This window comes from Streptomyces sp. CBMA291 (genome assembly GCF_014596525.1).
GTDB lineage: Bacteria > Actinomycetota > Actinomycetes > Streptomycetales > Streptomycetaceae > Streptomyces.
The window spans coordinates 38,577-60,753 of the sequence record NZ_MSJP01000067.1; the positions used below are offsets into that span (position 1 = coordinate 38,577).

At 70.8% G+C, this 22,177-nt stretch carries 23 protein-coding genes; 18 read left to right on the top strand and 5 right to left on the bottom strand.

Annotated features, from left to right (window positions below; genetic code table 11):
- Nucleotides 1-32 precede the first annotated feature (32 nt).
- The 3 genes from BU197_RS31345 to BU197_RS17060 all read right to left on the bottom strand — a co-directional run bounded on the left by BU197_RS31345 (nt 33) and on the right by BU197_RS17060 (nt 2,052).
- Nucleotides 33-629: a LuxR C-terminal-related transcriptional regulator gene (locus tag BU197_RS31345; RefSeq protein ID WP_188269138.1), complete on the bottom strand. Its 597-nt coding sequence runs from the start codon at nt 627-629 to the stop codon at nt 33-35.
- Nucleotides 630-797: 168 nt separating this feature from the next.
- Nucleotides 798-1,463 (bottom strand): hypothetical protein, encoded by a 666-nt coding sequence (locus BU197_RS17055; RefSeq protein WP_188269139.1) that lies wholly within the window; start codon nt 1,461-1,463, stop codon nt 798-800.
- 109 nt (nt 1,464-1,572) lie between these two features.
- Nucleotides 1,573-2,052 (bottom strand): hypothetical protein, encoded by a 480-nt coding sequence (locus BU197_RS17060; protein ID WP_188269140.1) that lies wholly within the window; start codon nt 2,050-2,052, stop codon nt 1,573-1,575.
- Nucleotides 2,053-2,412: 360 nt separating this feature from the next.
- Between BU197_RS17060 and secY the strand changes: the two genes are divergently transcribed.
- From secY to truA, 10 genes are all read left to right on the top strand, one after another.
- On the top strand, nt 2,413-3,732 hold the full coding sequence (secY, locus tag BU197_RS17065) for a preprotein translocase subunit SecY (protein WP_188269141.1): 1,320 nt from the start codon (nt 2,413-2,415) through the stop codon (nt 3,730-3,732).
- A complete protein-coding gene (locus tag BU197_RS17070) occupies nt 3,732-4,379 on the top strand; it encodes an adenylate kinase (RefSeq protein ID WP_188269142.1) in 648 nt (215 codons plus the stop codon). The genes secY and BU197_RS17070 overlap by 1 nt, the downstream gene beginning before the upstream one ends.
- A 94-nt stretch (nt 4,380-4,473) precedes the next feature.
- Entirely contained in the window at nt 4,474-5,325 is an 852-nt protein-coding gene (map, locus tag BU197_RS17075; RefSeq protein WP_188269143.1) for a type I methionyl aminopeptidase, read from the top strand.
- A 292-nt stretch (nt 5,326-5,617) separates the two neighbouring features.
- Complete coding sequence (infA, locus tag BU197_RS17080) at nt 5,618-5,839, top strand: translation initiation factor IF-1 (protein WP_003956442.1); 222 nt, start codon at nt 5,618-5,620, stop codon at nt 5,837-5,839.
- Between the two features lie 64 nt (nt 5,840-5,903).
- Nucleotides 5,904-6,017: a 50S ribosomal protein L36 gene (gene rpmJ, locus BU197_RS17085; RefSeq protein ID WP_003956441.1), complete on the top strand. Its 114-nt coding sequence runs from the start codon at nt 5,904-5,906 to the stop codon at nt 6,015-6,017.
- A 206-nt stretch (nt 6,018-6,223) separates the two neighbouring features.
- Nucleotides 6,224-6,604: a 30S ribosomal protein S13 gene (rpsM, locus tag BU197_RS17090; protein ID WP_188269144.1), complete on the top strand. Its 381-nt coding sequence runs from the start codon at nt 6,224-6,226 to the stop codon at nt 6,602-6,604.
- 66 nt (nt 6,605-6,670) lie between these two features.
- Nucleotides 6,671-7,075, top strand: a complete 405-nt coding sequence (gene rpsK / locus BU197_RS17095) for a 30S ribosomal protein S11 (protein WP_003956432.1) — start codon at nt 6,671-6,673, stop codon at nt 7,073-7,075.
- Nucleotides 7,076-7,235: 160 nt separating this feature from the next.
- Nucleotides 7,236-8,258 carry a DNA-directed RNA polymerase subunit alpha gene (locus BU197_RS17100; protein ID WP_003966937.1) on the top strand — a complete coding sequence of 341 codons (1,023 nt, stop codon included), beginning with the start codon at nt 7,236-7,238 and terminating at the stop codon, nt 8,256-8,258.
- Nucleotides 8,259-8,421: 163 nt separating this feature from the next.
- On the top strand, nt 8,422-8,889 hold the full coding sequence (gene rplQ, locus BU197_RS17105; RefSeq protein ID WP_188269145.1) for a 50S ribosomal protein L17: 468 nt from the start codon (nt 8,422-8,424) through the stop codon (nt 8,887-8,889).
- Nucleotides 8,890-8,968: 79 nt separating this feature from the next.
- A complete protein-coding gene (gene truA / locus BU197_RS17110) occupies nt 8,969-9,826 on the top strand; it encodes a tRNA pseudouridine(38-40) synthase TruA (RefSeq protein ID WP_188269146.1) in 858 nt (285 codons plus the stop codon).
- Here truA and BU197_RS17115 read toward each other — a convergent pair.
- Complete coding sequence (locus BU197_RS17115) at nt 9,797-10,966, bottom strand: hypothetical protein (RefSeq protein ID WP_188269147.1); 1,170 nt, start codon at nt 10,964-10,966, stop codon at nt 9,797-9,799. The two genes, truA and BU197_RS17115, sit on opposite strands and share 30 nt — an antisense overlap.
- A 56-nt stretch (nt 10,967-11,022) precedes the next feature.
- Here BU197_RS17115 and BU197_RS17120 point away from each other — a divergent pair, with 56 nt between their 5' ends.
- The 4 genes from BU197_RS17120 (at nt 11,023) to glmM (ending at nt 15,339) form a co-directional block, all read left to right on the top strand.
- Nucleotides 11,023-12,645 (top strand): ABC-F family ATP-binding cassette domain-containing protein, encoded by a 1,623-nt coding sequence (locus tag BU197_RS17120; RefSeq protein WP_188269148.1) that lies wholly within the window; start codon nt 11,023-11,025, stop codon nt 12,643-12,645.
- 220 nt (nt 12,646-12,865) lie between these two features.
- Nucleotides 12,866-13,309: a 50S ribosomal protein L13 gene (rplM, locus tag BU197_RS17125; RefSeq protein WP_148005774.1), complete on the top strand. Its 444-nt coding sequence runs from the start codon at nt 12,866-12,868 to the stop codon at nt 13,307-13,309.
- Nucleotides 13,310-13,353: 44 nt separating this feature from the next.
- Entirely contained in the window at nt 13,354-13,866 is a 513-nt protein-coding gene (rpsI, locus tag BU197_RS17130; protein ID WP_188269149.1) for a 30S ribosomal protein S9, read from the top strand.
- Nucleotides 13,867-13,980: 114 nt separating this feature from the next.
- Nucleotides 13,981-15,339 (top strand): phosphoglucosamine mutase, encoded by a 1,359-nt coding sequence (gene glmM, locus BU197_RS17135; RefSeq protein WP_188269150.1) that lies wholly within the window; start codon nt 13,981-13,983, stop codon nt 15,337-15,339.
- A 147-nt stretch (nt 15,340-15,486) separates the two neighbouring features.
- On the opposite strand, the gene coaA is transcribed toward glmM, so the two are convergent.
- Entirely contained in the window at nt 15,487-16,455 is a 969-nt protein-coding gene (gene coaA, locus BU197_RS17140) for a type I pantothenate kinase (protein WP_188269151.1), read from the bottom strand.
- Between the two features lie 282 nt (nt 16,456-16,737).
- On the opposite strand from coaA, the gene glmS reads away from it, so the two are divergent.
- From glmS to alr, 4 genes are all read left to right on the top strand, one after another.
- Nucleotides 16,738-18,585, top strand: a complete 1,848-nt coding sequence (gene glmS, locus BU197_RS17145; RefSeq protein ID WP_188269152.1) for a glutamine--fructose-6-phosphate transaminase (isomerizing) — start codon at nt 16,738-16,740, stop codon at nt 18,583-18,585.
- A 7-nt stretch (nt 18,586-18,592) separates the two neighbouring features.
- Entirely contained in the window at nt 18,593-18,961 is a 369-nt protein-coding gene (locus tag BU197_RS17150; protein WP_188269153.1) for a holo-ACP synthase, read from the top strand.
- A gap of 190 nt (nt 18,962-19,151) precedes the next feature.
- Entirely contained in the window at nt 19,152-20,591 is a 1,440-nt protein-coding gene (locus BU197_RS17155) for an NAD(P)H-hydrate dehydratase (RefSeq protein ID WP_188269154.1), read from the top strand.
- A gap of 422 nt (nt 20,592-21,013) precedes the next feature.
- Complete coding sequence (gene alr / locus BU197_RS17160; RefSeq protein ID WP_188269155.1) at nt 21,014-22,162, top strand: alanine racemase; 1,149 nt, start codon at nt 21,014-21,016, stop codon at nt 22,160-22,162.
- Nucleotides 22,163-22,177 lie beyond the last annotated feature (15 nt).

Below are 22,177 nucleotides of genomic sequence, written 5' to 3' on the forward strand. Positions count from 1 at the left end.
CCGGCGCCGGGTCCTGCTTCGCGGGGCCCCTGTCAGGCGGCCACCGGATAGAGCCCTCTGGCCTTGAGACACGCCTGGAGCCGGTTCTCGACCTGGAGCTTGGCGAGGACCGAGGTCACGTACATCTTGACGGTGGTCTCCTTGAGGCCGAGTACGCGCGCGATGCGCTGGTTGCTCAGGCCCTCGGAGAGCAGTTCGAGCACTTCCTGCTCCCTCGCGGTGAGCTGGGGGAAGTGGACGCGGAGACCGCTCAGCTCTTCGGTCATCCCGCGCGGGAAGTAGGTGAATCCGGCCAGGGCGGCGGAGAAGGCCCGGTCGAAGTCCTGAGGGGTCGCGCCGTCCGGCAGGAACCCGTGCAGTCCGGCCGAGATGTTCGCCGGATTCATCAGGGGGCGGAGCGTGCGCCCGAACGCGATGACCCGTGTGCCGCGCGCCAGCTCTTGCAGGCGCGCGAGCGTGGTCGGGGCGTCGGCGGGGAGCCGGGCGGGCCCCAGCAGGACGATGTCCGGGGTGCTCGCGGAGGCCGCGTCGTACAGCTCCGGGCCGCTGGTGGCATTGATCATCGTTACATATGCAAATCGAGTGACGATTTGCTGGATTCCGATCGTCTGCGTCGGGCTGTCGTCCACGATCAGAATTTGGGCACCTTTATTTTCGGTCATGTCCCCCGCTTTCAGAAGCGTTCTGCGGAGCGGCGTCGCGCATCCCCCGCACGCCGCCTCCAGTGATCTCTTTCAGCTGGTTGCGAGTGTAATCACAGGTTTCTTGCCAGGGGAGGGGGAATAGTGACCGTTTTGTCAGCGTGTCACCGGGGGTGCGCAGTTCTTCCAGTCCTGATGCCATCCCGGAAGTGCGGTCGCCGGGCCGACGAGCGTGTGGTCGATGACCGAACCGACCTGACCGTCCGGGCCCGCGATCCTGACGGTCCGGTCGGGGTAGGGGCCGCCGCCGTCCGTGAAGGTGGAGGTGATCAGGCCCGCCGAGGTCGTCCACTGGCGGGTGCCGCCCGGACCGGCCTTCGCCTCGCCCGGCACGGCGGCGGGACCGAAGAGTTCGGTGGTGATCACGTCGAGCCGGTCCGGCCGGGGGTCGGGGACGCGCTCGTCGGCCGTGCGGCACGACGTCCAGTCGCGCACCGTGATGGTCTCCGGCCGGGCCGCCTCCCAGAGGCGCTCTTCCGTGAGCTTCCCGGTGGTCGTGATCAGGAAGCGGAGCGAGGTGACGGCCTCGCCCCGGTGCTCGGCGTACATCTCGATGCGGCGATGGGTGGTGCCGGGCCGTGCCGGGTCCATCATCGCCGCCTCGTCGAAGGCGATACGGGTGACGGCTGCCGCCGGACTCGCGGCGGGCGGCGGAACGGCGGCGGGCGGCGCGTCCTGCGCACTCCTGGTGATCACGGTGGCGGCCGCGGCGACCAGCACCGCGGCGGCTCCGGAGAGGACGGCCCACTGTGGCTTCATCACGCTGACGGGTCCTGATCCGTTCGTACGGGCTGGGGGCATGGGGCGGGGGCCGCCCACGCGCACGTGGGCGGCCCCCAGTGGTTCCACGGGATGACGGAGTCCGCCCGGGTCAGCAGTCGAAGCGGCGCTCCGGGCTGGTGCCGCTGCCGACGCCGGGGTCGCCGGAGACGACGCCGCCGCGCACGGTGCCCGACATGCGGTAGGTGAAGGTGCCCTGGCCCTGGCAGCGCCACTGGAGGATGCTGTTGCCGCGGTTGCCCTCCCAGTTGGTGTTGGCGAGACCCGACCAGCCGTACCAGCGGTTGTACTGGAGGGTGGCGGCGAGGGCGAAGCCGCTACAGGAGTTGTAGGTCTCGTAGGAGCCCCGGGCGTGGTCGTTCACGCCCGAGGTGGCGATGTTCTCCTTCCAGGGCGTGTACAGCTTGAGGGTGCAGGTGGCGGCGACCGCCGCCGCCGAGGCGGCCGGGGCCTGGACGGTGGTGGCCGAGGTGGTGCGCGCGGTGGACTCGGCGGCGGAGGCGGTCGCCGGCAGCGCGAGCAGGAGAGCGGCGGCGGACGCGGCGGCGGCACCGGCCAGAGACTTCTTCACAGGTTTCCCCCAGAGACGGACGAACGGGTGAGTTCCGGTGATCACCCGGAACTGTTCGAACAGTCTTGTGGGGGAAGTGTGATGGTGTCAGCCCGTCCGCTGGTCGGCCCGGCCCCCGACGAAAGTAGGAGTCCGGCGCCCCCGGCGAAAGGGGGAGACACCGGACGGACCCCGCTGGATCGCGCGCCTGTGGCCTGTGAGAGACGTTTCCGCTGGACTCGGCAGCCGGGTATGGTATCCGCTGTTAGCGTTCCCGGCAGTCTGTGGTAGGTACACAGGACTGCCGTCTTGTGTACCTACTCATCATCCAAAATTGACCGTTGCCCTCACGCGCGCTACGCGGGGGTCGCAGGAGGCACCGTGCTCACCGCGTTCGCCCGAGCGTTCAAGACGCCCGACCTGCGCAAGAAGCTGCTCTTCACGCTAGCCATCATCGTGCTCTACCGGCTCGGGGCGCACATCCCCGTGCCCGGTGTCAAGTACGAAGCCGTCCAGCAGTGTGTCAAGCAGGCCAGTGAAGGCAACAACAGCCTGTTCGGCCTGGTCAACATGTTCAGTGGCGGCGCGCTGCTACAGATCACCATCTTCGCGCTCGGCATCATGCCGTACATCACGGCGAGCATCATCCTTCAGCTGCTGACCGTCGTGATCCCGCGCCTGGAAGCCCTCAAGAAGGAGGGACAGTCCGGCACCGCCAAGATCACGCAGTACACGCGGTACCTGACCGTCGCCCTCGCCGTCCTCCAGGGCACCGGTCTCGTCGCCACCGCCAAGAGCGGTGCGCTCTTCAGCGGCTGTTCGGTCGCCGACCAGGTCGTGCCCGACCCGTCGATCTTCACCATCGCCACCATGGTCCTCACGATGACCGCCGGCACCTGTGTCGTCATGTGGCTCGGTGAGCTGATCACCGACCGCGGCATCGGCAACGGCATGTCGATCCTGATGTTCATCTCGATCGCCGCCGGTTTCCCGGGTGCCCTCTGGGCCATCAAGGAGAGCGGCAAGCTCGCCAAGGGCTGGATCGAGTTCGGCACCGTCATCCTCATCGGCTTCGTGATGGTGGCCCTCGTGGTCTTCGTCGAGCAGGCCCAGCGGCGCATTCCGGTCCAGTACGCGAAGCGGATGATCGGCCGCCGTTCGTACGGCGGCACGTCCACGTACATTCCGCTGAAGGTGAACCAGGCGGGTGTGATCCCCGTCATCTTCGCCTCGTCGCTGCTCTACATCCCGGCTCTGGTCGCGCAGTTCTCGAACTCCACCGCCGGGTGGAAGACCTGGATCGAAGCCCACTTCGTGAAGGGCGACCACCCCTACTACATCGCGGCCTACTTCCTCCTGATCGTGTTCTTCGCCTTCTTCTACGTGGCGATCTCGTTCAACCCCGAGGAAGTCGCGGACAACATGAAGAAGTATGGTGGGTTCATCCCGGGTATCCGGGCTGGTCGACCTACTGCCGAGTATCTGAGCTACGTGCTCAACCGGATCACTTGGCCGGGCTCGCTGTACTTGGGTCTGATCGCTCTTGTGCCGACGATGGCGTTGGCAGGCTTCGGCGGGGCCAATGCCAACTTCCCCTTCGGCGGGACGAGCATCCTCATCATCGTGGGTGTGGGGCTGGAGACCGTGAAGCAGATCGAGAGTCAGCTCCAGCAGCGCAATTACGAAGGGTTCCTCCGCTGATGCGAATCGTCCTCGTCGGACCGCCCGGGGCCGGTAAGGGAACGCAGGCCGCGTACCTTGCCAAGAACCTGGACATTCCCCACATCTCCACGGGTGACCTGTTCCGTGCCAACATCTCTCAGGGCACGGAGCTGGGCGTGGAGGCGCAGTCGTACATGAAGGCCGGGCAGCTCGTGCCGGACTCCGTGACGATCGGGATGGCCAAGGACCGTATGGAGCAGCCGGACGCCGTGAACGGCTTCCTGCTCGACGGGTTCCCGCGCAACGTGGCCCAGGCCGAGGCCCTGGACGAGATCCTCAAGGAGGGTCACGTACAGCTGGACGCGGTCCTGGACCTGGAGGTCCCCGAGGACGAGGTCGTGAAGCGGATCGCGGGTCGCCGCATCTGCCGCAACGACTCCTCGCACGTCTTCCACGTGACGTACAACGCTCCGGCGGCCGAGGGCGTCTGCGACGTCTGCGGCGGCGAGCTGTACCAGCGCGACGACGACACGGAGGAGACCGTGCGCCGTCGTCTGGAGGTCTACCACTCGGAGACCGAGCCGATCATCGACTACTACCGGGCGCAGAGCCTGGTCGTGACGATCTCGGCGCTGGGCAAGGTGGACGAGGTCACCGCGAAGGCGATGGCAGCGATCAAGAAGTAACCCCGGTTCGTCGATACGGCCGCGGTGCCCCTCGGGGGCGCCGCGGCCGTATCGTTGTTCCGTCACCCGTTTTCGAGGAAAGGCCGCGGCCACGATGGTGCAGATCAAGACCCCCGAGCAGATCGCGAAGATGCGCGAGGCGGGGCTGGTCGTCGCCGCCATTCACGCGGCGACCAGCGAGGCGGCGGTGCCGGGCGCGACGACCCGGGACCTGGACGAGGTCGCGCGGAAGGTGATCGCCGACCACGGGGCGAAGTCGAACTTCCTCGGGTACGGCGGCTTCCCCGCGACGATCTGCACCTCGGTCAACGAGGTCGTCGTCCACGGCATCCCCGACGACAAGACCGTCCTGAAGGACGGCGACATCATCTCCATCGACGCGGGCGCGATCGTGGACGGCTGGCACGGCGACGCGGCCTACACCGCCTTCGTCGGCACCGGGCACGCGCCGGAGCTGATCGAGCTGTCCCGGGTGACGGAGGAGTCGATGTGGGCCGGCATCGCGGCCATGCGGCTCGGCAACCGGCTGGTGGACATCTCGAAGGCGATCGAGGGCTTCATCAAGCGGCAGCCCCGTCCGGCCGTCGGCGACCACAGCCTGGGCCGGTACGGGATCATCGAGGACTACGGCGGCCACGGCATCGGCACCGAGATGCACATGGACCCGCACCTGCTGAACTACGTCTCCCGCAAGCGCGGCAAGGGCCCGAAGCTGGTCCCCGGTCTCTGCCTGGCGATCGAGCCGATGGTCTCCCTGGGCACCCCGCACACGGAGGTCCTGAAGGACGACTGGACGGTCATCACGACCGACGGCACCTGGTCCTCCCACTGGGAGCACTCGATCGCGCTCACCGAGGAGGGCCCGCTGGTCCTCACGGCGGTCGACGGCGGCAAGGCGAAGCTGGCGGAGCTGGGCGTGACGGCGGCGCCGGACCCGCTGGCGTAGCGGCCCGCGCGGACGGCGCCGCCGGGCCCCGGGGCCGGGGCCCGCGAGGGCCGTACGAGGGGACAGGGAGTCCTGCGTCACTGCGGCGCGGGGCTCCTCGGCGTATGGTCGGGAAAGGCTCCGGGGGGATCGGCGTGGTGGCTTGCGTAAGGATCTCCTCGCGTGGGCAGACTTCCCGATTCGTCTTTTCCAGGGGCCTGACGTAGACTGATGCGTCGGCTGTCGTGTACCCGTGTGTCCGCATGCGGCGAATCCGAGAGTCGATCAAGGTAGCCGATTCGAAAGGCGAAGCGTGGCCAAGAAGCAAGGTGCCATCGAAATCGAGGGCACCGTGATCGAGTCCCTCCCGAACGCCATGTTCAAGGTGGAACTCCAGAACGGTCACAAGGTCCTCGCGCACATCTCCGGCAAGATGCGTATGCACTACATCCGCATCCTTCCGGACGACCGGGTCGTCGTGGAGCTTTCTCCGTACGACCTGACGCGTGGCCGGATCGTCTACCGGTACAAGTAGATCTTGCCCGCACCCCTGCGTTCGCGCGCGGGTGATGGCACTGACCCGGAGAACCTCACATCCCATGAAGGTCAAGCCGAGCGTCAAGAAGATCTGCGACAAGTGCAAGGTGATCCGCCGTCACGGCCGGGTCATGGTCATCTGCGACAACCTGCGCCACAAGCAGCGCCAGGGCTGACGCACGCCGACCGACCTGCAATTTCGCAGTTCTTCGCGCGACGCATAGCAATTCGTACATACGCAGAGCCCGTCGGACCGTTCTCGAACGGTTGACGGCACCTCCGGCGGGGGCCGGGGACCCGGACGTACCACGCACCGCATCTCGCGGCGTCGGCGGTCGGGAGTGGTTCTGCAGCAGACCCCCGAGAACACAGGAGCCATTGAATGGCACGCGTTTCCGGTGTTGACATCCCGCGCGAAAAGCGCGTGGTGGTCGCACTCACCTACGTCTTCGGTATCGGGCGTACCCGGTCCGAGGAGATCCTCGCCGCGACCGGCGTGGAGCCGTCCACCCGTGTCCGCGACCTTGCCGAGGAAGACCTCGTCAAGATCCGCGAGTACGTGGACGCCAACCTCCAGACCGAGGGTGACCTCCGCCGTGAGATCGCCGCCGACATCCGCCGCAAGGTGGAGATCGGCTGCTACCAGGGCCTGCGCCACCGTCGTGGCCTGCCCGTCCGCGGCCAGCGCACCAGCACGAACGCTCGTACCCGCAAGGGCCCGCGTCGCGCCATCGCCGGCAAGAAGAAGCCGGGCAAGAAGTAGTCCTCAGCGGACGCTTGACCAAGCGGTCTTCGCTGTAGGACCGACCACCTCCCGTAGGAGTAAGAGATGCCCCCCAAGGGTCGTCAGGGCGCTGCCAAGAAGGTGCGCCGCAAGGAAAAGAAGAACGTCGCTCACGGCCACGCGCACATCAAGAGCACGTTCAACAACACGATCGTCTCGATCACGGACCCCTCGGGCAACGTGATCTCCTGGGCCTCCGCCGGCCACGTCGGCTTCAAGGGCTCGCGCAAGTCCACCCCGTTCGCCGCGCAGATGGCCGCCGAGTCGGCCGCTCGCCGCGCGCAGGAGCACGGCATGCGCAAGGTCGACGTCTTCGTCAAGGGTCCCGGCTCCGGCCGTGAGACCGCGATCCGCTCCCTCCAGGCCACCGGCCTCGAGGTCGGCTCGATCCAGGACGTCACCCCCACGCCGCACAACGGCTGCCGTCCCCCCAAGCGCCGCCGCGTCTGACGCACGGGCTGCTTGAATCGGGATTTCCGGGCGGTACGGTCCCTCTCCGGGGGTCGTGCCGCCCGTACCCTTGCAGTACGAGTTCAAAGCCACCGGGCCCGTTCCCGGTGGTCCGTAGGGCGTCAAATAGTGGGCGTCCACGACTGAAGGAATCACAGACATGCTGATCGCTCAGCGTCCCTCGCTGACCGAAGAGGTCGTCGACGAGTTCCGCTCCCGGTTCGTGATCGAGCCGCTGGAGCCGGGCTTCGGCTACACCCTCGGCAACTCCCTCCGCCGCACCCTCCTGTCGTCGATCCCCGGAGCCGCTGTCACCAGCATCCGCATCGACGGTGTCCTGCACGAGTTCACCACCGTGCCGGGCGTCAAGGAGGACGTGACCGACCTCATCCTCAACATCAAGCAGCTGGTCGTCTCCTCGGAGCACGACGAGCCGGTCGTGATGTACCTGCGCAAGCAGGGCCCGGGTCTGGTCACCGCCGCCGACATCGCGCCCCCGGCCGGTGTCGAGGTGCACAACCCCGACCTCGTCCTCGCCACGCTCAACGGCAAGGGCAAGCTGGAGATGGAGCTGACCGTCGAGCGCGGTCGCGGCTACGTCTCCGCCGTGCAGAACAAGCAGGTGGGCCAGGAGATCGGCCGTATCCCGGTCGACTCGATCTACTCGCCGGTGCTCAAGGTCACGTACAAGGTCGAGGCGACCCGTGTCGAGCAGCGCACCGACTTCGACAAGCTGATCGTCGACGTCGAGACCAAGCAGGCCATGCGCCCGCGTGACGCCATGGCGTCCGCCGGCAAGACCCTGGTCGAGCTGTTCGGTCTGGCGCGCGAGCTCAACATCGACGCCGAGGGCATCGACATGGGCCCGTCCCCGACGGACGCCGCCCTGGCCGCCGACCTCGCGCTGCCGATCGAGGAGCTCGAACTCACCGTTCGTTCGTACAACTGCCTCAAGCGCGAGGGCATCCACTCCGTGGGTGAACTCGTGGCGCGTTCCGAGGCCGACCTGCTCGACATCCGCAACTTCGGTGCGAAGTCGATCGACGAGGTCAAGGCGAAGCTGGCCGGCATGGGCCTGGCCCTCAAGGACAGCCCGCCCGGATTCGACCCGACCGCCGCCGCCGACGCCTTCGGCGCCGACGACGACGCGGACGCCGGGTTCGTCGAGACCGAGCAGTACTGACAGCTCGGGCCTCACGGCTCAGATGTGGCTGCGGACCGGCTCCGGCCGGTCACGCAGTTCCCCGCGCCCCTTCGGGGGCACGGGGTCTCCGACGGGTGACCGCCCGCTCGGACACTGACACCGGTACCTCATACGGCCGGTGCAGATCACAAGGAGAAACACCATGCCGCGTCCCGCGAAGGGTGCCCGCCTCGGCGGTTCCGCCGCGCACGAGAAGCTGCTCCTCGCCAACCTGGCGAAGTCGCTGTTCGAGCACGGCCGCATCACCACGACCGAGGCCAAGGCCCGCCGCCTGCGTCCGGTCGCCGAGCGCCTGATCACCAAGGCGAAGAAGGGCGACATCCACAACCGTCGCCTCGTGCTCCAGACGATCACCGACAAGGGCATCGTCCACACGCTCTTCACCGAGATCGCGCCGCGCTACTCCGAGCGCCCGGGTGGCTACACCCGTATCACCAAGATCGGCAACCGTCGTGGCGACAACGCCCCGATGGCCGTGATCGAGCTGGTCGAGGGCGAGATCGCCAAGAAGGCGACCGTCGCCGAGGCCGAGGCCGCCACCAAGCGTGCCGTCAAGGAGGCCGACGAGGCCGCCACGACCGAGGCCGCCGAGGAGTCGAAGGACGCGTAAGCGTTCCCGACCTTCTCGCGTGCGGGCCCGTACCCCCTGGGGTGCGGGCCCGCACCCGTGTCTCTGAGAGGATTTCCGCGTGAGCGATGACGTGCAGGACGGGTACGTACGGGTCCGCCTCGACCTGTCGTACGACGGCAAGGACTTCTCCGGCTGGGCCAAGCAGGCCGAGGGGCAGCGGACGGTGCAGGGCGACATCGAGGACGCCCTGCGGACCGTGACCCGCTCCAAGGAGACCTACGAGCTGACCGTGGCCGGGCGGACCGACTCCGGGGTCCACGCGCGCGGTCAGGTCGCCCATGTCGACCTGCCCGCGGAGCTGTGGGCGGAGCACCGGGACAAGCTGCTCAGGCGGCTCGCCGGGCGGCTCGCGCACGATGTGCGGGTGTGGTCCCTCACCGAGGCCCCGGCGGGCTTCAACGCGCGGTTCTCGGCCGTCTGGCGCCGCTACGCCTACCGGGTCACCGACAACCCCGGCGGGGTCGACCCGCTGCTGCGCGGGCACGTCCTGTGGCACGACTGGGCCCTGGACATGGACGCCATGAACGAGGCCGCCGCCGCGCTCGTCGGCGAGCACGACTTCGCCGCGTACTGCAAGCGGCGCGAGGGCGCCACCACCATCCGCACCCTTCAGGAGCTGCGCTGGGAGCGGCGGCCCGACGGGGTCATGGAAGCCACCGTGAAGGCCGACGCCTTCTGCCACAACATGGTCCGCTCGCTGGTGGGGGCCCTGCTGTTCGTGGGAGACGGGCACCGGCCCGTCGACTGGCCGGGCAAGGTCCTCGCGGCCGGGGTCCGGGACTCGGCCGTGCACGTCGTACGGCCGCACGGCCTCACCCTCGAAGAGGTCGGCTACCCGGCCGACGAGCTTCTGGCCGCCCGCAGCGTGGAGGCCAGGAACAAGCGGTCACTGCCCGGGAGCGCCGGCTGCTGCTGAGGCCTGCGCGCGGCCCCGGGCGTAGATCTGGTTGAAGGCGAAGGTGCCGAGGTCGTCGCTGCTCTGGAAGACCGGCTCGTCGGCCTTGGTGACCTTCTTCCCGCTGGCGAAGCCCGCCTGGGTGAAGTAGGCGTAGCGGCCGATCGCGTTCGAGCGGCGCAGACAGACCGTGCCGTGGCAGAAGTCGCCGACGCCCGCGCCGGCCAGCGGGGCGATACCGCCGGTGGCCTGGGCCTTCACCGTCTGGGCCGCCGACTCCGAGGGGAGTACGGCGATGCCGACGGTGACCGCCACGCCGTCCCTGACGTAGGTGGCGCGCAGGACGCGCTGGCAGCCGTGCGCCTTGAGGACGGCGCCGAGCCCGCCCTGGGTGGCCGCCGCGCAGTCCGTCGTCGAGGTGGTGGCGCCCTTCCGGTAGGGCCGCTCGTTCATGGTGAGCTTCGTGCCGGGGAAGAGGCCCTCGGCGGTCAGCGGCGCCTTGTCCTTCTTCGGGTCGGAGATGTAGTCCTTCGGGTTCGGCGGGGGCGGCGGCGCCACCGAGGAGAAGGTGGGCTCCGGGGTGACGGAGCCGGTGGGGGCGGCGGATCCGGTGGGCGCCCCGCCGTTCCCCGCCACGTCGTTCTTCCTGCCGGTGGCGACGACGGCGGTGGCCACGATCGCGCCGACGGCCAGGGCGGCGACGGCGCCGCCGCCGATCACCAGCCAGCGCTTGCGCCGGTCACGGGAGGCGGAGGCGTCGGCGAGGGCGCCCCAGTCGGGTGTCCCGGAGCCGCCGCCCTGGGCGCCGGGGAAGGGATCGGGGGAGGGGACGGGGCGGGGCTCTCCGTATCCCCGGGGCGGTCCGAAGCCCCGGGGCGGCCCTGAGGGCTGTCCCTGAGGGTCCCCGGAGCCCTGCCCCTGAGGCGGTCCGAAGCCCTGGGGCTCCCCGTACCCCTGGGGTTCCCCGTACCCCTGGGGCGGTCCGAAGCCCTGGGGTTCCCCGTGTCCCTGGCCTTGAGGCTGTCCGTACGCCTGGGGGTCCGGTGCGGGTGGGCCGCCGTGTCCCGGCCGCTGTCCGTACCCCTGCTGCCCAGGCTGTTCCTGCTGTCCCGGCTGCCCCTGCTGTGGCTCCTGCGGCCACCGCGGTCCCCCAAAGCTCATGCCGCGCATCCTAAACCGGTTGGGCCTGGCCCCGGCGGGCGGCGACAATGCACTTCATGGGACATGTCGAGGCCGCGCATCTGGAGTACTACCTTCCCGACGGGAGGGTCCTCCTCGGGGATGCCTCCTTCCGGGTGGGGGAGGGGGCCGTCGTCGCCCTGGTCGGGGCCAACGGCGCCGGGAAGACCACCCTCCTCCGGATGATCGCCGGGGAGCTCCAGCCGCACGGCGGCTCCGTCACCGTCAGCGGCGGGCTCGGTGTGATGCCGCAGTTCGTGGGCTCCGTACGGGACGAGTCCACCGTCCGTGACCTGCTGGTCTCGGTGGCGCACCCGCGCATCCGGGAGGCGGCGCGGGCGGTCGACGCGGCCGAGCACCTGATCATGACCGTCGACGACGAGGCCGCGCAGATGACGTACGCGCAGGCGCTCAGCGACTGGGCCGAGGTGCAGGGGTACGAGGCCGAGACCCTCTGGGACATCTGCACCACCGCCGCGCTCGGCATGCCGTACGAGAAGGCGCAGTTCCGGCAGGTCAGGACGCTCTCCGGGGGCGAGCAGAAGCGGCTCGTCCTGGAGTCGCTGCTGCGCGGCCAGGACGAGGTGCTGCTCCTGGACGAGCCGGACAACTATCTGGACGTGCCCGGCAAGCGGTGGCTTGAGGAGCGGCTCCGGGAGACCCGTAAGACCGTGCTGTTCATCTCGCACGACCGGGAGCTGCTCTCCCGGGCCGCGCAAAAGATCATCGCGGTGGAGCCGGGGCCCGCCGGTTCGGACGTCTGGGTGCACGGCGGCGGGTTCGACACCTTCCACGAGGCGCGCCGGGAGCGGTTCGCGCGCTTCGAGGAGCTGAAGCGGCGCTGGGAGGAGAAGCACGCCCAGCTGAAGAAGCTGGTCGTCAACCTGCGGCAGGCGGCGGCGGTCTCCCACGAGATGGCCTCGCGGTACGCGGCGGCGCAGACCCGGCTGCGGAAGTTCGAGGAGGCGGGGCCGCCGCCGGAGCCGCCGCGCGAGCAGGACATCCGGATGCGGCTGCGCGGCGGGCGTACCGGTGTACGGGCGGTGACCTGCGAGAACCTTGAGCTGACCGGGCTGATGAAGCCGTTCTCCCTGGAGGTCTTCTACGGGGAGCGGGTCGCCGTCCTCGGCTCGAACGGCTCGGGCAAGTCGCACTTCCTGCGGCTGCTCGCCGGGGATCCCACGGTCGCCCACACGGGGGAGTGGAGGCTGGGGGCGCGCGTGGTGCCGGGGCACTTCGCGCAGACCCACGCGCATCCGGAGCTGGCCGGCCGGCCGCTGGTCGACATCCTGTGGACGGAGCACGCCAAGGACCGGGGCGCGGCGATGTCGATGCTGCGCCGCTACGAGCTGGAGCGGCAGGGCGACCAGTCGTTCGACAAGCTCTCGGGCGGGCAGCAGGCCCGGTTCCAGATCCTTCTTCTGGAGCTGGCCGGGACGACGGCGCTGCTGCTCGACGAGCCGACGGACAACCTGGACCTGGAATCGGCCGAGGCCCTTCAGGACGGTCTGGAGGCGTACGAGGGCACGGTGCTCGCGGTGACCCACGACCGGTGGTTCGCGAAGAGCTTCGACCGCTATCTGGTCTTCGGCTCGGACGGCGTCGTCCGGGAGACGACGGAGCCGGTGTGGGACGAGCGCCGGGTGGAGCGGGCGCGGTAGGGGCGGCGCGTTTTGACCCGCCCGGGGTGGCGCGGGTAGTGTTGCGCTTTGTTATGCGTATCGGCTTCGCGTGTTTTCACGCGAAGGGCCTTTACGCAGGTTCCCTGGAGCAGTTACCAGTGGCTCGCATACGGGCGGTGTCCCGGCAGTGCAGGCCCCAGCTGCATGATCGCTTCAGGTGTGTCTGGACTCCATCCACTGAAGAAGCGAAGGCTACGAAGTGCGTACGTACAGCCCCAAGCCCGGCGATGTCACTCGCCAGTGGCACATCATCGACGCGCAGGACATCGTCCTGGGCCGTCTGGCGACCACGGCAGCCAACCTCCTGCGAGGCAAGCACAAGCCGGTCTACGCCCCCCACATGGACATGGGCGACTTCGTCATCATCATCAATGCCGACAAGGTTCACCTGTCCGGCAACAAGAAGACCCAGAAGCTGGCGTACCGCCACTCCGGCTTCCCGGGTGGTCTGCGCTCCGTCCGTTACGACGAGCTGCTGGCCAAGAACCCCGAGAAGGCCGTCGAGAAGGCCATCAAGGGCATGATCCCCAAGAACACCCTGGGCCGTCAGATGCTCTCGAAGCTGAAGGTCTACGCGGGCGAGAACCACCCGCACGCTGCGCAGCAGCCGGTTCCGTTCGAGATCACCCAGGTCGCGCAGTAGTTCCGGCCACACCCCCTAAGAACGAAAGAAATCTGAGGAGCATCGTGGCCGAGACCACCCCCGAGACCCCCGTCGACGAGTTCGAGGGCGTCGAGGAGTACACCACCGAGACCGAGCTGGTCGAGGGTGACTACACCTCCGAGTCGCTCGCGTCCCGCTTCGGCGACCCGCAGCCGGCCGCCGGCCTGGGCCGTCGCAAGAACGCCATCGCCCGCGTCCGGATCGTTCCGGGCACCGGCAAGTGGAAGATCAACGGTCGCACCCTTGAGGACTACTTCCCCAACAAGGTGCACCAGCAGGAAGTCAACGAGCCCTTCAAGGTGCTCGAACTCGACAACCGCTACGACGTCATCGCCCGCATCGCGGGTGGCGGTGTCTCCGGCCAGGCCGGCGCCCTGCGCCTCGGCGTGGCCCGTGCGCTGAACGAGGCGGACGTCGAGAACAACCGCCCGGCGCTGAAGAAGGCCGGCTTCCTTTCCCGCGACGACCGTGCGGTCGAGCGCAAGAAGGCCGGTCTCAAGAAGGCCCGTAAGGCTCCGCAGTACAGCAAGCGTTAATCGCCTGCTCGGTCTGCTTTCGTACGCCCCGGCGGCACTTCTCGTGCCGTCGGGGCGTACGTTTTTTTCATCATCTCTTGCACCGGCTCGGGCACGTAAATTCGGAGGAATGCTGTGGGACGACTCTTCGGCACGGACGGCGTACGCGGTGTGGCCAACGCGGACCTGACGGCGGAGCTGGCGCTCGGCCTGTCCGTAGCGGCGGCGCACGTGCTCGCCGAGACCGGCAGCTTCGCGGGCCATCGGCCGACCGCCGTGGTCGGACGTGACCCCCGCGCCTCCGGAGAGTTCCTCGAAGCCGCCGTGGTCGCCGGGCTGGCCTCCGCCGGTGTCGACGTGCTGCGCGTCGGCGTGCTGCCCACCCCGGCCGTCGCCCACCTCACCGGCGTCCTCGGCGCCGACCTCGGCGTGATGCTCTCCGCCAGCCACAACGCCATGCCCGACAACGGCATCAAGTTCTTCGCGCGCGGCGGCCACAAGCTCGCCGACGAGCTGGAGGACAAGATCGAGTCCGTCTACGAGGAGCACCGCACCGGCGCCCCCTGGGAGCGCCCCACCGGCGCCGGAGTCGGCCGCGTCCGCGACTACGACGAGGGCTTCGACACCTACGTCGCCCACCTCATCGCCGTCCTCCCCAACCGCCTCGACGGCCTCAAGGTCGTCCTCGACGAGGCCCACGGCGCCGCCGCCCGCGTCTCGCCCGAGGCCTTCGCCCGCGCCGGAGCCGAGGTCGTCACCATCGGCGCCCAGCCCGACGGCCTCAACATCAACGACGGCTGCGGCTCCACCCATCTGGAGCTGCTCCGTGCCGCCGTCGTCGAGCACGGCGCGGACCTCGGCATCGCCCACGACGGCGACGCCGACCGCTGCCTCGCCGTCGACGCGCGGGGCGACGAGGTCGACGGGGACCAGATCCTTGCCGTGCTCGCCCTCGCCATGCGCGAGGCGGGGACGCTCCGCGGGGACACCGTCGTCGCCACCGTCATGTCCAACCTGGGCTTCAAGCTCGCCATGGAGGGCGCGGGGCTGAACCTCGTCCAGACCGCCGTCGGCGACCGCTACGTCCTGGAGTCCATGAAGGAGCACGGCTACGCGCTCGGCGGCGAGCAGTCCGGGCACGTCATCGTCCTCGACCACGCCACCACCGGCGACGGCACCCTCACCGGCCTGATGCTGGCCGCGCGCGTCGCCGCCACCGGCTCGACCCTCGCCGAACTCGCCGGGGTCATGGAGCGGCTGCCGCAGGTCCTCATCAACGTCCCCGACGTCGACAAGTCCCGGGTCACCACCTCCGGCGACCTCGCCGCCGCCGTCACCGCCGCCGAGCAGGAGCTGGGCTCCACCGGCCGGGTCCTGCTGCGCCCCTCCGGCACCGAGCCGCTGGTCCGCGTCATGGTCGAGGCGGCCGACATCGAGCAGGCCCGCGCGGTCGCGCAGCGCCTCGCGGATGTGGTGAAGTCCGCGCTGGGCTAGGCTTGTTGAGGCATCGTCATGCAGCGGAAGGCCCCGCCGCACCGGAACTCCGGTACGGCGGGGCCTTCTTCGTGCCCACGAGCATGTCGACGTGCATGTCGGCGTGCTGGTCGACGCGCCGGCCCGCGCGCATGTCGCCCGTGGCCGTCAGAGCTTGCGCAGGCTCAGCTTCTGCACCTTGTGGTCGGGGCCCTTGCGGACCACGAGCGTCGCCCGGCCCCGGGTCGGGGCCACGTTCTCCAGGAGGTTCACCTTGTTGATGGTCCGCCACATCGTGCGGGCGTAGTCGAGGGCCTCGTCCTCGGAGACCCGGGTGTAGCGCTGGAAGTACGAGGACGGGTTCTGGAACGCGGTGTCGCGCAGCTTGCGGAACCGGTTGAGGTACCAGCGCTCGATGTCCTCCGGGCGCGCGTCCACGTACACCGAGAAGTCGAAGTAGTCGGCGAGCCCGACCCGTGTCCTGCCGTCCTGGCCGGGCAGGGCCGGCTGGAGGACGTTCAGGCCCTCCACGATCAGGATGTCCGGGCGGCGCACGACCAGCCGCTCGTCGGGCACCCGGTCGTAGATCAGGTGCGAGTAGACCGGGGCGGTGACCTCCGGCTTGCCCGCCTTGATGTCCGCGACGAACCGGGTCAGCGCCCGGCGGTCGTACGACTCGGGGAAACCCTTACGGGACATCAGCCCGCGCGCCTTCAGCTCCTCCATCGGGTACAGGAAGGCGTCCGTGGTGACCAGCTCCACGCGCGGGTGCTCCGGCCAGCGGGCGAGCAGCGCCTGAAGCAGCCGGGACACCGTCGACTTGCCGACGGCGACGGAACCGGCGACGCCTATGACGAACGGGGTGCCGCGCTGCTCCCCGCTCTCCCCGAGGAAGGTGTTCAGGGCGCCGCGCAGCCCGCTGGTGGCCTGCACGTACAGGTTGAGCAGGCGCGACAGGGGAAGGTAGACGTCCCGGACCTCGTCGAGGTCGATGACGTCCCCGAGCCCCCGCAGCCGCTCGACCTCCTCGGCGGTCAGCGGCAACGGCGTCTTGTCGCGCAGGGCGCTCCACTCGTCCCGGGTGAGGTCGACGTAGGGGCTCGCCCCGTTGGCGCTTCGTGGCGGCGAAGTGATCACCCCGCCATTGTCCCGGCTGGACCGGGGGCGTGGGGGGTGGGGTGGGTCACGTGGGGGAGGGGGACGGGCGACCTCGGTGGGGGAGGAGGACTCGCGGCGTACGGGGCGGGGCCCGGGGACGTACGGGGGCGGGGCTCAGGGGCGTACGGGAGGGGGCTCGGGGGCGTGCGGGGGCGGGGCCCAGGGGCGTGCGGTGGGTGTCGTCGGCGCCGGAGCCACCCGGAGGTGTGGCCCTCCGCGCGTACCCCCTGCTCCCGGCGTCTTCCGCCGTACGCTGCCGACATGTGCGGAATCGTGGGATACGTCGGCGGGCAGTCGGCGCTTGATGTGGTGGTCGCGGGCCTCAAGAGGCTCGAATACCGGGGCTACGACTCGGCCGGTGTCGCGGTGCTCTCCGACGGGGGACTCGCCTCGGCCAAGAAGGCGGGCAAGCTCGTCAACCTGGAGAAGGAACTCGTCGAGCGGCCCCTCGCGGGGGGCTCCGTGGGCATCGGGCACACCCGCTGGGCCACCCACGGCGGGCCGACCGACGTCAACGCGCATCCGCACCTGGACAACGCGGGGCGGGTCGCCGTCGTCCACAACGGCATCATCGAGAACTTCGCCGCCCTGCGCTGGGAACTCGCCGGGCGCGGCCACGAGCTGCTCTCCGAGACCGACACCGAGGTCGTCTCCCATCTCCTCGCCGAGGAGTTCTCCTCCGCCGGTGACCTGGCCGAGGCCATGCGGCTGGTGTGCCGGCGTCTCGAAGGGGCGTTCACCCTGGTCGCCGTGCACGCCGACCAGCCCGGCACCGTCGTCGGCGCCCGCCGCAACTCGCCGCTGGTCGTCGGCGTCGGCGAGGGCGAGAACTTCCTCGCCTCCGACGTGTCCGCCTTCATCGCCCACACCCGCTCGGCGATCGAACTCGGTCAGGACCAGGTCGTCGAGCTGACCAGGGACGGCGTCACCGTCACCGACTTCGACGGAGCGCCCGCCGACGTCCGCGCCTTCCACGTCGACTGGGACGCCTCCGCCGCCGAGAAGGGCGGCTACGACCACTTCATGCTCAAGGAGATCGCCGAGCAGCCCAAGGCGGTCGCCGACACCCTCCTCGGCCGGATCGACGGCGAAGGGCGGCTCACCCTCGACGAGGTGCGCATCCCCGACAGCGTGCTGCGCGAGGCCGACAAGATCGTCGTCATCGCCTGCGGCACCGCCTTCCACGCCGGGCTCATCGCCAAGTACGCCATCGAGCACTGGACCCGCATCCCCTGCGAGGTCGAGCTGGCCAGCGAGTTCCGCTACCGCGACCCCATCCTCGACCGGCGGACCCTGGTCGTCGCCATCTCCCAGTCCGGCGAGACCATGGACACCCTGATGGCCCTGCGGCACGCCCGCGAGCAGGGCGCGAAGGTCCTCGCCGTCTGCAACACCAACGGCTCCACGATCCCCCGCGAATCGGACGCCGTGCTCTACACCCACGCCGGGCCCGAGGTCGCCGTCGCCTCCACCAAGGCGTTCCTCACCCAGCTCGTCGCCTGCTACCTCCTCGCCCTCTACCTCGGGCAGGTGCGCGGCACGCAGTGGGGCGACGAGATCCACGCGGTCGTCCGCGAGCTGGCCAGGATCGGCGACGAGGTCGAGCGCGTCCTGGAGACCATGGAGCCGGTACGGGCCCTGGCCCGCTCCCTCGCCGACAAGAACACGGTGCTCTTCCTCGGCCGGCACGTCGGCTACCCGGTCGCCCTGGAAGGCGCCCTGAAGCTCAAGGAACTCGCGTACATGCACGCCGAGGGCTTCGCCGCGGGGGAGCTGAAGCACGGGCCGATCGCGCTGGTCGAGGAGGATCTGCCGGTGGTCGTCGTGGTGCCGTCGGCGCAGGGCCGCTCCCTCCTCCACGACAAGATCGTCTCCAACATCCAGGAGATCAGGGCGCGGGGCGCCCGCACCATCGTCATCGCCGAGGAGGGGGACGAGACCGTCGTCCCGTACGCCGACCATCTCATCCGCATCCCCGTCACGCCTACGCTGCTTCAGCCGCTGGTCTCCACGGTGCCGCTCCAGGTCTTCGCCTGCGAGCTGGCCACCGCACGGGGCAACGAGGTAGACCAGCCGCGCAACCTGGCCAAATCGGTGACCGTGGAGTGAGCAGAAGATGATCATTGGGGTGGGGATCGACGTGGCGGAGATCGACCGGTTCGCCGCGTCCGTGGAACGGACACCGGGGCTGCTGCAACGCCTCTTCGTCGAACGCGAGATGCTGCTGCCCAGCGGCGAACGGCGCGGCCCGGCCTCCCTCGCGGTGCGCTTCGCCGCGAAGGAAGCCCTGGCCAAGGCGCTGGGTGCGCCGGGCGGGTTGCACTGGACCGACGCCGAGGTGTACGTCGAGGGCACCGGCCAGCCCCGCCTCCGCGTCCGGGGCACGGTGGCGGCCCGCGCCGCCGAACTGGGCGTCAAGCACTGGCACGTCTCCCTCAGCCATGACGCGGGGGTCGCGTCGGCGGTGGTCATCGCGGAGGGCTGAGGGGGAGGGGACGACAGGGAGGGGCGAGGGGGGAGGGAGGGGCGAGGGGGGAGGGAGGTGACGAGGGAGAAGGCGGTGACGAGGGAGGGCGGTGACGAGGGGGTGGCCTGGGGGCCGGAACGCCTTCCGGGCCCCGCGTGTCCGCCCCCGTCCCAGGACACGGCGCCGAGGCCTGCGGCAGACTGCCCCCATGCGTACCGCACACCGCGTGGAGACCGTACGGGCCGCCGAAGCCGTGCTCATGGCGCGGCTTCCCGAAGGGGCCCTCATGGCGCGGGCCGCCGCCGGGCTCGCCGCCGCCTGCTGCTCGCTGCTCGGCAAGGGGCGGGTCTACGGGGCGAGGGTCGTCCTCCTCGTCGGCAGCGGCGACAACGGCGGTGACACCCTCCACGCCGGAGCCCGGCTCGCCCGGCGCGGCGCCGGGGTCACCGCCGTCCTCCTCGGCTCCCGCGCCCACGAGGGCGGGCTCACCGCCCTCCGGCGGGCCGGGGGCCGGATCGCCGACGACCCGTTCGAACCGCTCGCCGCCGCCGATCTCGTCCTCGACGGCATCACCGGCATCGGCGGGCGCGGCGGTCTGCGCCCCGACGCCGTGCCCGTCGCCCGCGCCGCACGCGGTTCCGGAGCCGTCGTCGTCGCCGTCGACCTGCCCAGTGGCGTCGACGCGGACACCGGCGAGGTCTCAGGGGAGGCGCTGCGGGCCGACGCCACCGTCACCTTCGGCACGTACAAGCCCGCGCTCCTCGTCGACCCCGCGCGCTCCTACGCGGGCGCCCTGCGGCTCGTCGACATCGGGCTCGGCGACGAACTGCCCGGCGTGCCCGATCTGGAGGCGCTCCAGCACCGTGACGTGGCCCGGCTGCTGCCCGCGCCGGGCGCGGAGAGCGACAAGTACCGGCGCGGTGTCCTCGGCGTCGTCGCCGGGTCCGCCCGCTACCCGGGCGCGGCCGTCCTCACCGTCACGGCGGCGCTGCGCGGCGGCGCGGGCGCCGTGCGGTACGTCGGCCCGGCCGCCGACGCGGTGATCGCGGCCCACCCCGAGACCCTGGTCCACGCCGGGCCGCCGGACCGGGCCGGACGGGTGCAGGCCTGGGTGGTCGGGCCCGGCCTCGGCGACGAGCCGGGGGCCGCCGACGTCCTCGCCTCCGACGTGCCGGTGCTCGTCGACGCCGACGGGCTGCGGGGTCTCGATCCCGCCCTGGTACGGGCCCGCAGCGCCCCGACCCTGCTCACTCCGCACGCGGGCGAGGCGGCGGCGCTCCTGGGCGTCACCCGAGCGGAGGTGGAGACGGGCCGGCTCGCGGCGGTACGGGAACTCGTGGCCCGGTACGGCGCGACGGTGCTGCTCAAGGGCTCCACGACGCTGGTCCTCGGCCCGGCGGGCGGTCCCGTACGGGTGAACCCCACCGGGACCGCCTGGCTGGCCACGGCGGGCACCGGCGACGTCCTCTCCGGCCTCGCGGGCTCGCTCCTCGCGGCCGGACTGCCCCCGGTGGACGCGGCCTCCTGCGCCGCCTACCTGCACGGCCTCGCGGCCCGCCGCGCCTCCCACGACCGCGCCCCGGCGACGGCGGGCGACATCGCGGACGCGCTGCCGGGGGCGTGGGGGGATGTGCGGGCGGGGGAGTAGGGAGGGGGGAGCCTTGGGCGGCGCGGGCTCGGCCCCGGGCGGTGCGGTCCCGGACGGCGCGGCCCCGGGTGGTGCGGCCTCGGCCCCGGGTGGTGCGGTCCCGGACGGCGCGGCCCCGGGTGGTGCGGTCCCGGACGGCGCGGCCCCGGACGGTGCGGTCCCGGACGGTGCGGTCCCGGACGGCGCGGGCTCGGGCGGCGCAGCCTCGGTCTCGGACGGCGCGGCCCCCGACGGCGTGGTCCCGGGCGGTGCGGGCTCGCAGGGGGGGGTCCCGGACAGCGCGGTCCCGGACGGCGCGGTTCCCGACGCCCCCTCAGGCGTCCGTTCCCCATGCCCTCTCGGCGGCGTTCCCCCGGCCCGTCGTCACCGCCTTCCCGGACGGGGAAGCGGTCCCGGTGCCCGCACCTGAGAGACTGGGCGCGATGACTGAGACAGCCCAGCCCCGCAGAGCCCGCGCCGAGATCGACCTCGGCGCGCTGCGTGCGAACGTCCGCACGCTGCGCGCCCGCATCGCCCCCCACGTACGGATCATGGCCGTCGTGAAGGCCGACGCGTACGGACACGGCGCGGTGCGCTGTGCCCGTGCCGCCCTGGACGCGGGCGCTGACTGGCTCGGCACGGCCACCCCGCACGAGGCGCTCGCGCTGCGCGCCGCAGGGATCGTGGACGTGCCGGTGATGTGCTGGCTCTGGACCCCGGGCGACCCCTGGGACCAGGGCATCGAGGCCGGTCTCGACATGTCGGTGAGCGGCCTGTGGGCCCTGGAGGAGGTCGTCGCGGCGGCCCGCGCGACCGGCGGGACGGCCAGGATCCAGCTCAAGGCCGACACCGGTCTGGGCCGCAACGGCTGCCAGCCCGCCGACTGGCCCGAGCTGGTGGACCGGGCCCTCGCGGCCGAGGCCGAGGGCCTGGTCAAGGTCACCGGCCTCTGGTCGCACTTCGCCTGCGCGGACGAGCCCCACCACCCCTCCATCGCCGCGCAGCTCGACGTCTTCCGTTCGATGATCGACCACGCCGAGAAGGCGGGGATCGACCCCGAGGTCCGGCACATCGCGAACTCGCCCGCCACCCTCACCCTCCCCGAGGCCCATTTCGACCTGGTCCGGCCCGGGATCGCGATGTACGGCGTCTCGCCGAGCCCCGAACTCGGCACCTCCGCCGACCTCGGTCTGCGCCCGGTGATGTCGCTCAAGGCGAGCGTCGCCCTGGTGAAGCGGGTCCCGGCCGGTCACGGCGTCAGCTACGGCCACCACTACGTCACCGGCACCGACACGACCCTGGGCCTGGTCCCGCTCGGCTACGCCGACGGCGTCCCCCGGCACGCCTCGGGCCGGGGCCCGGTCCTGATCGACGGTCACCGACGCACGGTCGCCGGGCGGGTCGCCATGGACCAGTTCGTCGTGGACCTCGACGGGCTGACGCCGGAGCCGGGCACCGAGGCCGTCCTGTTCGGCCCCGGCGACGAGGGCGAACCGACCGCCGAGGACTGGGCGGTGGCCGCCGACACCATCGCGTACGAGATCGTCACCCGGATCGGCGCGCGGGTCCCGCGCGTCTACCTGGGCGGATAGAGCGGACAGAGGGGG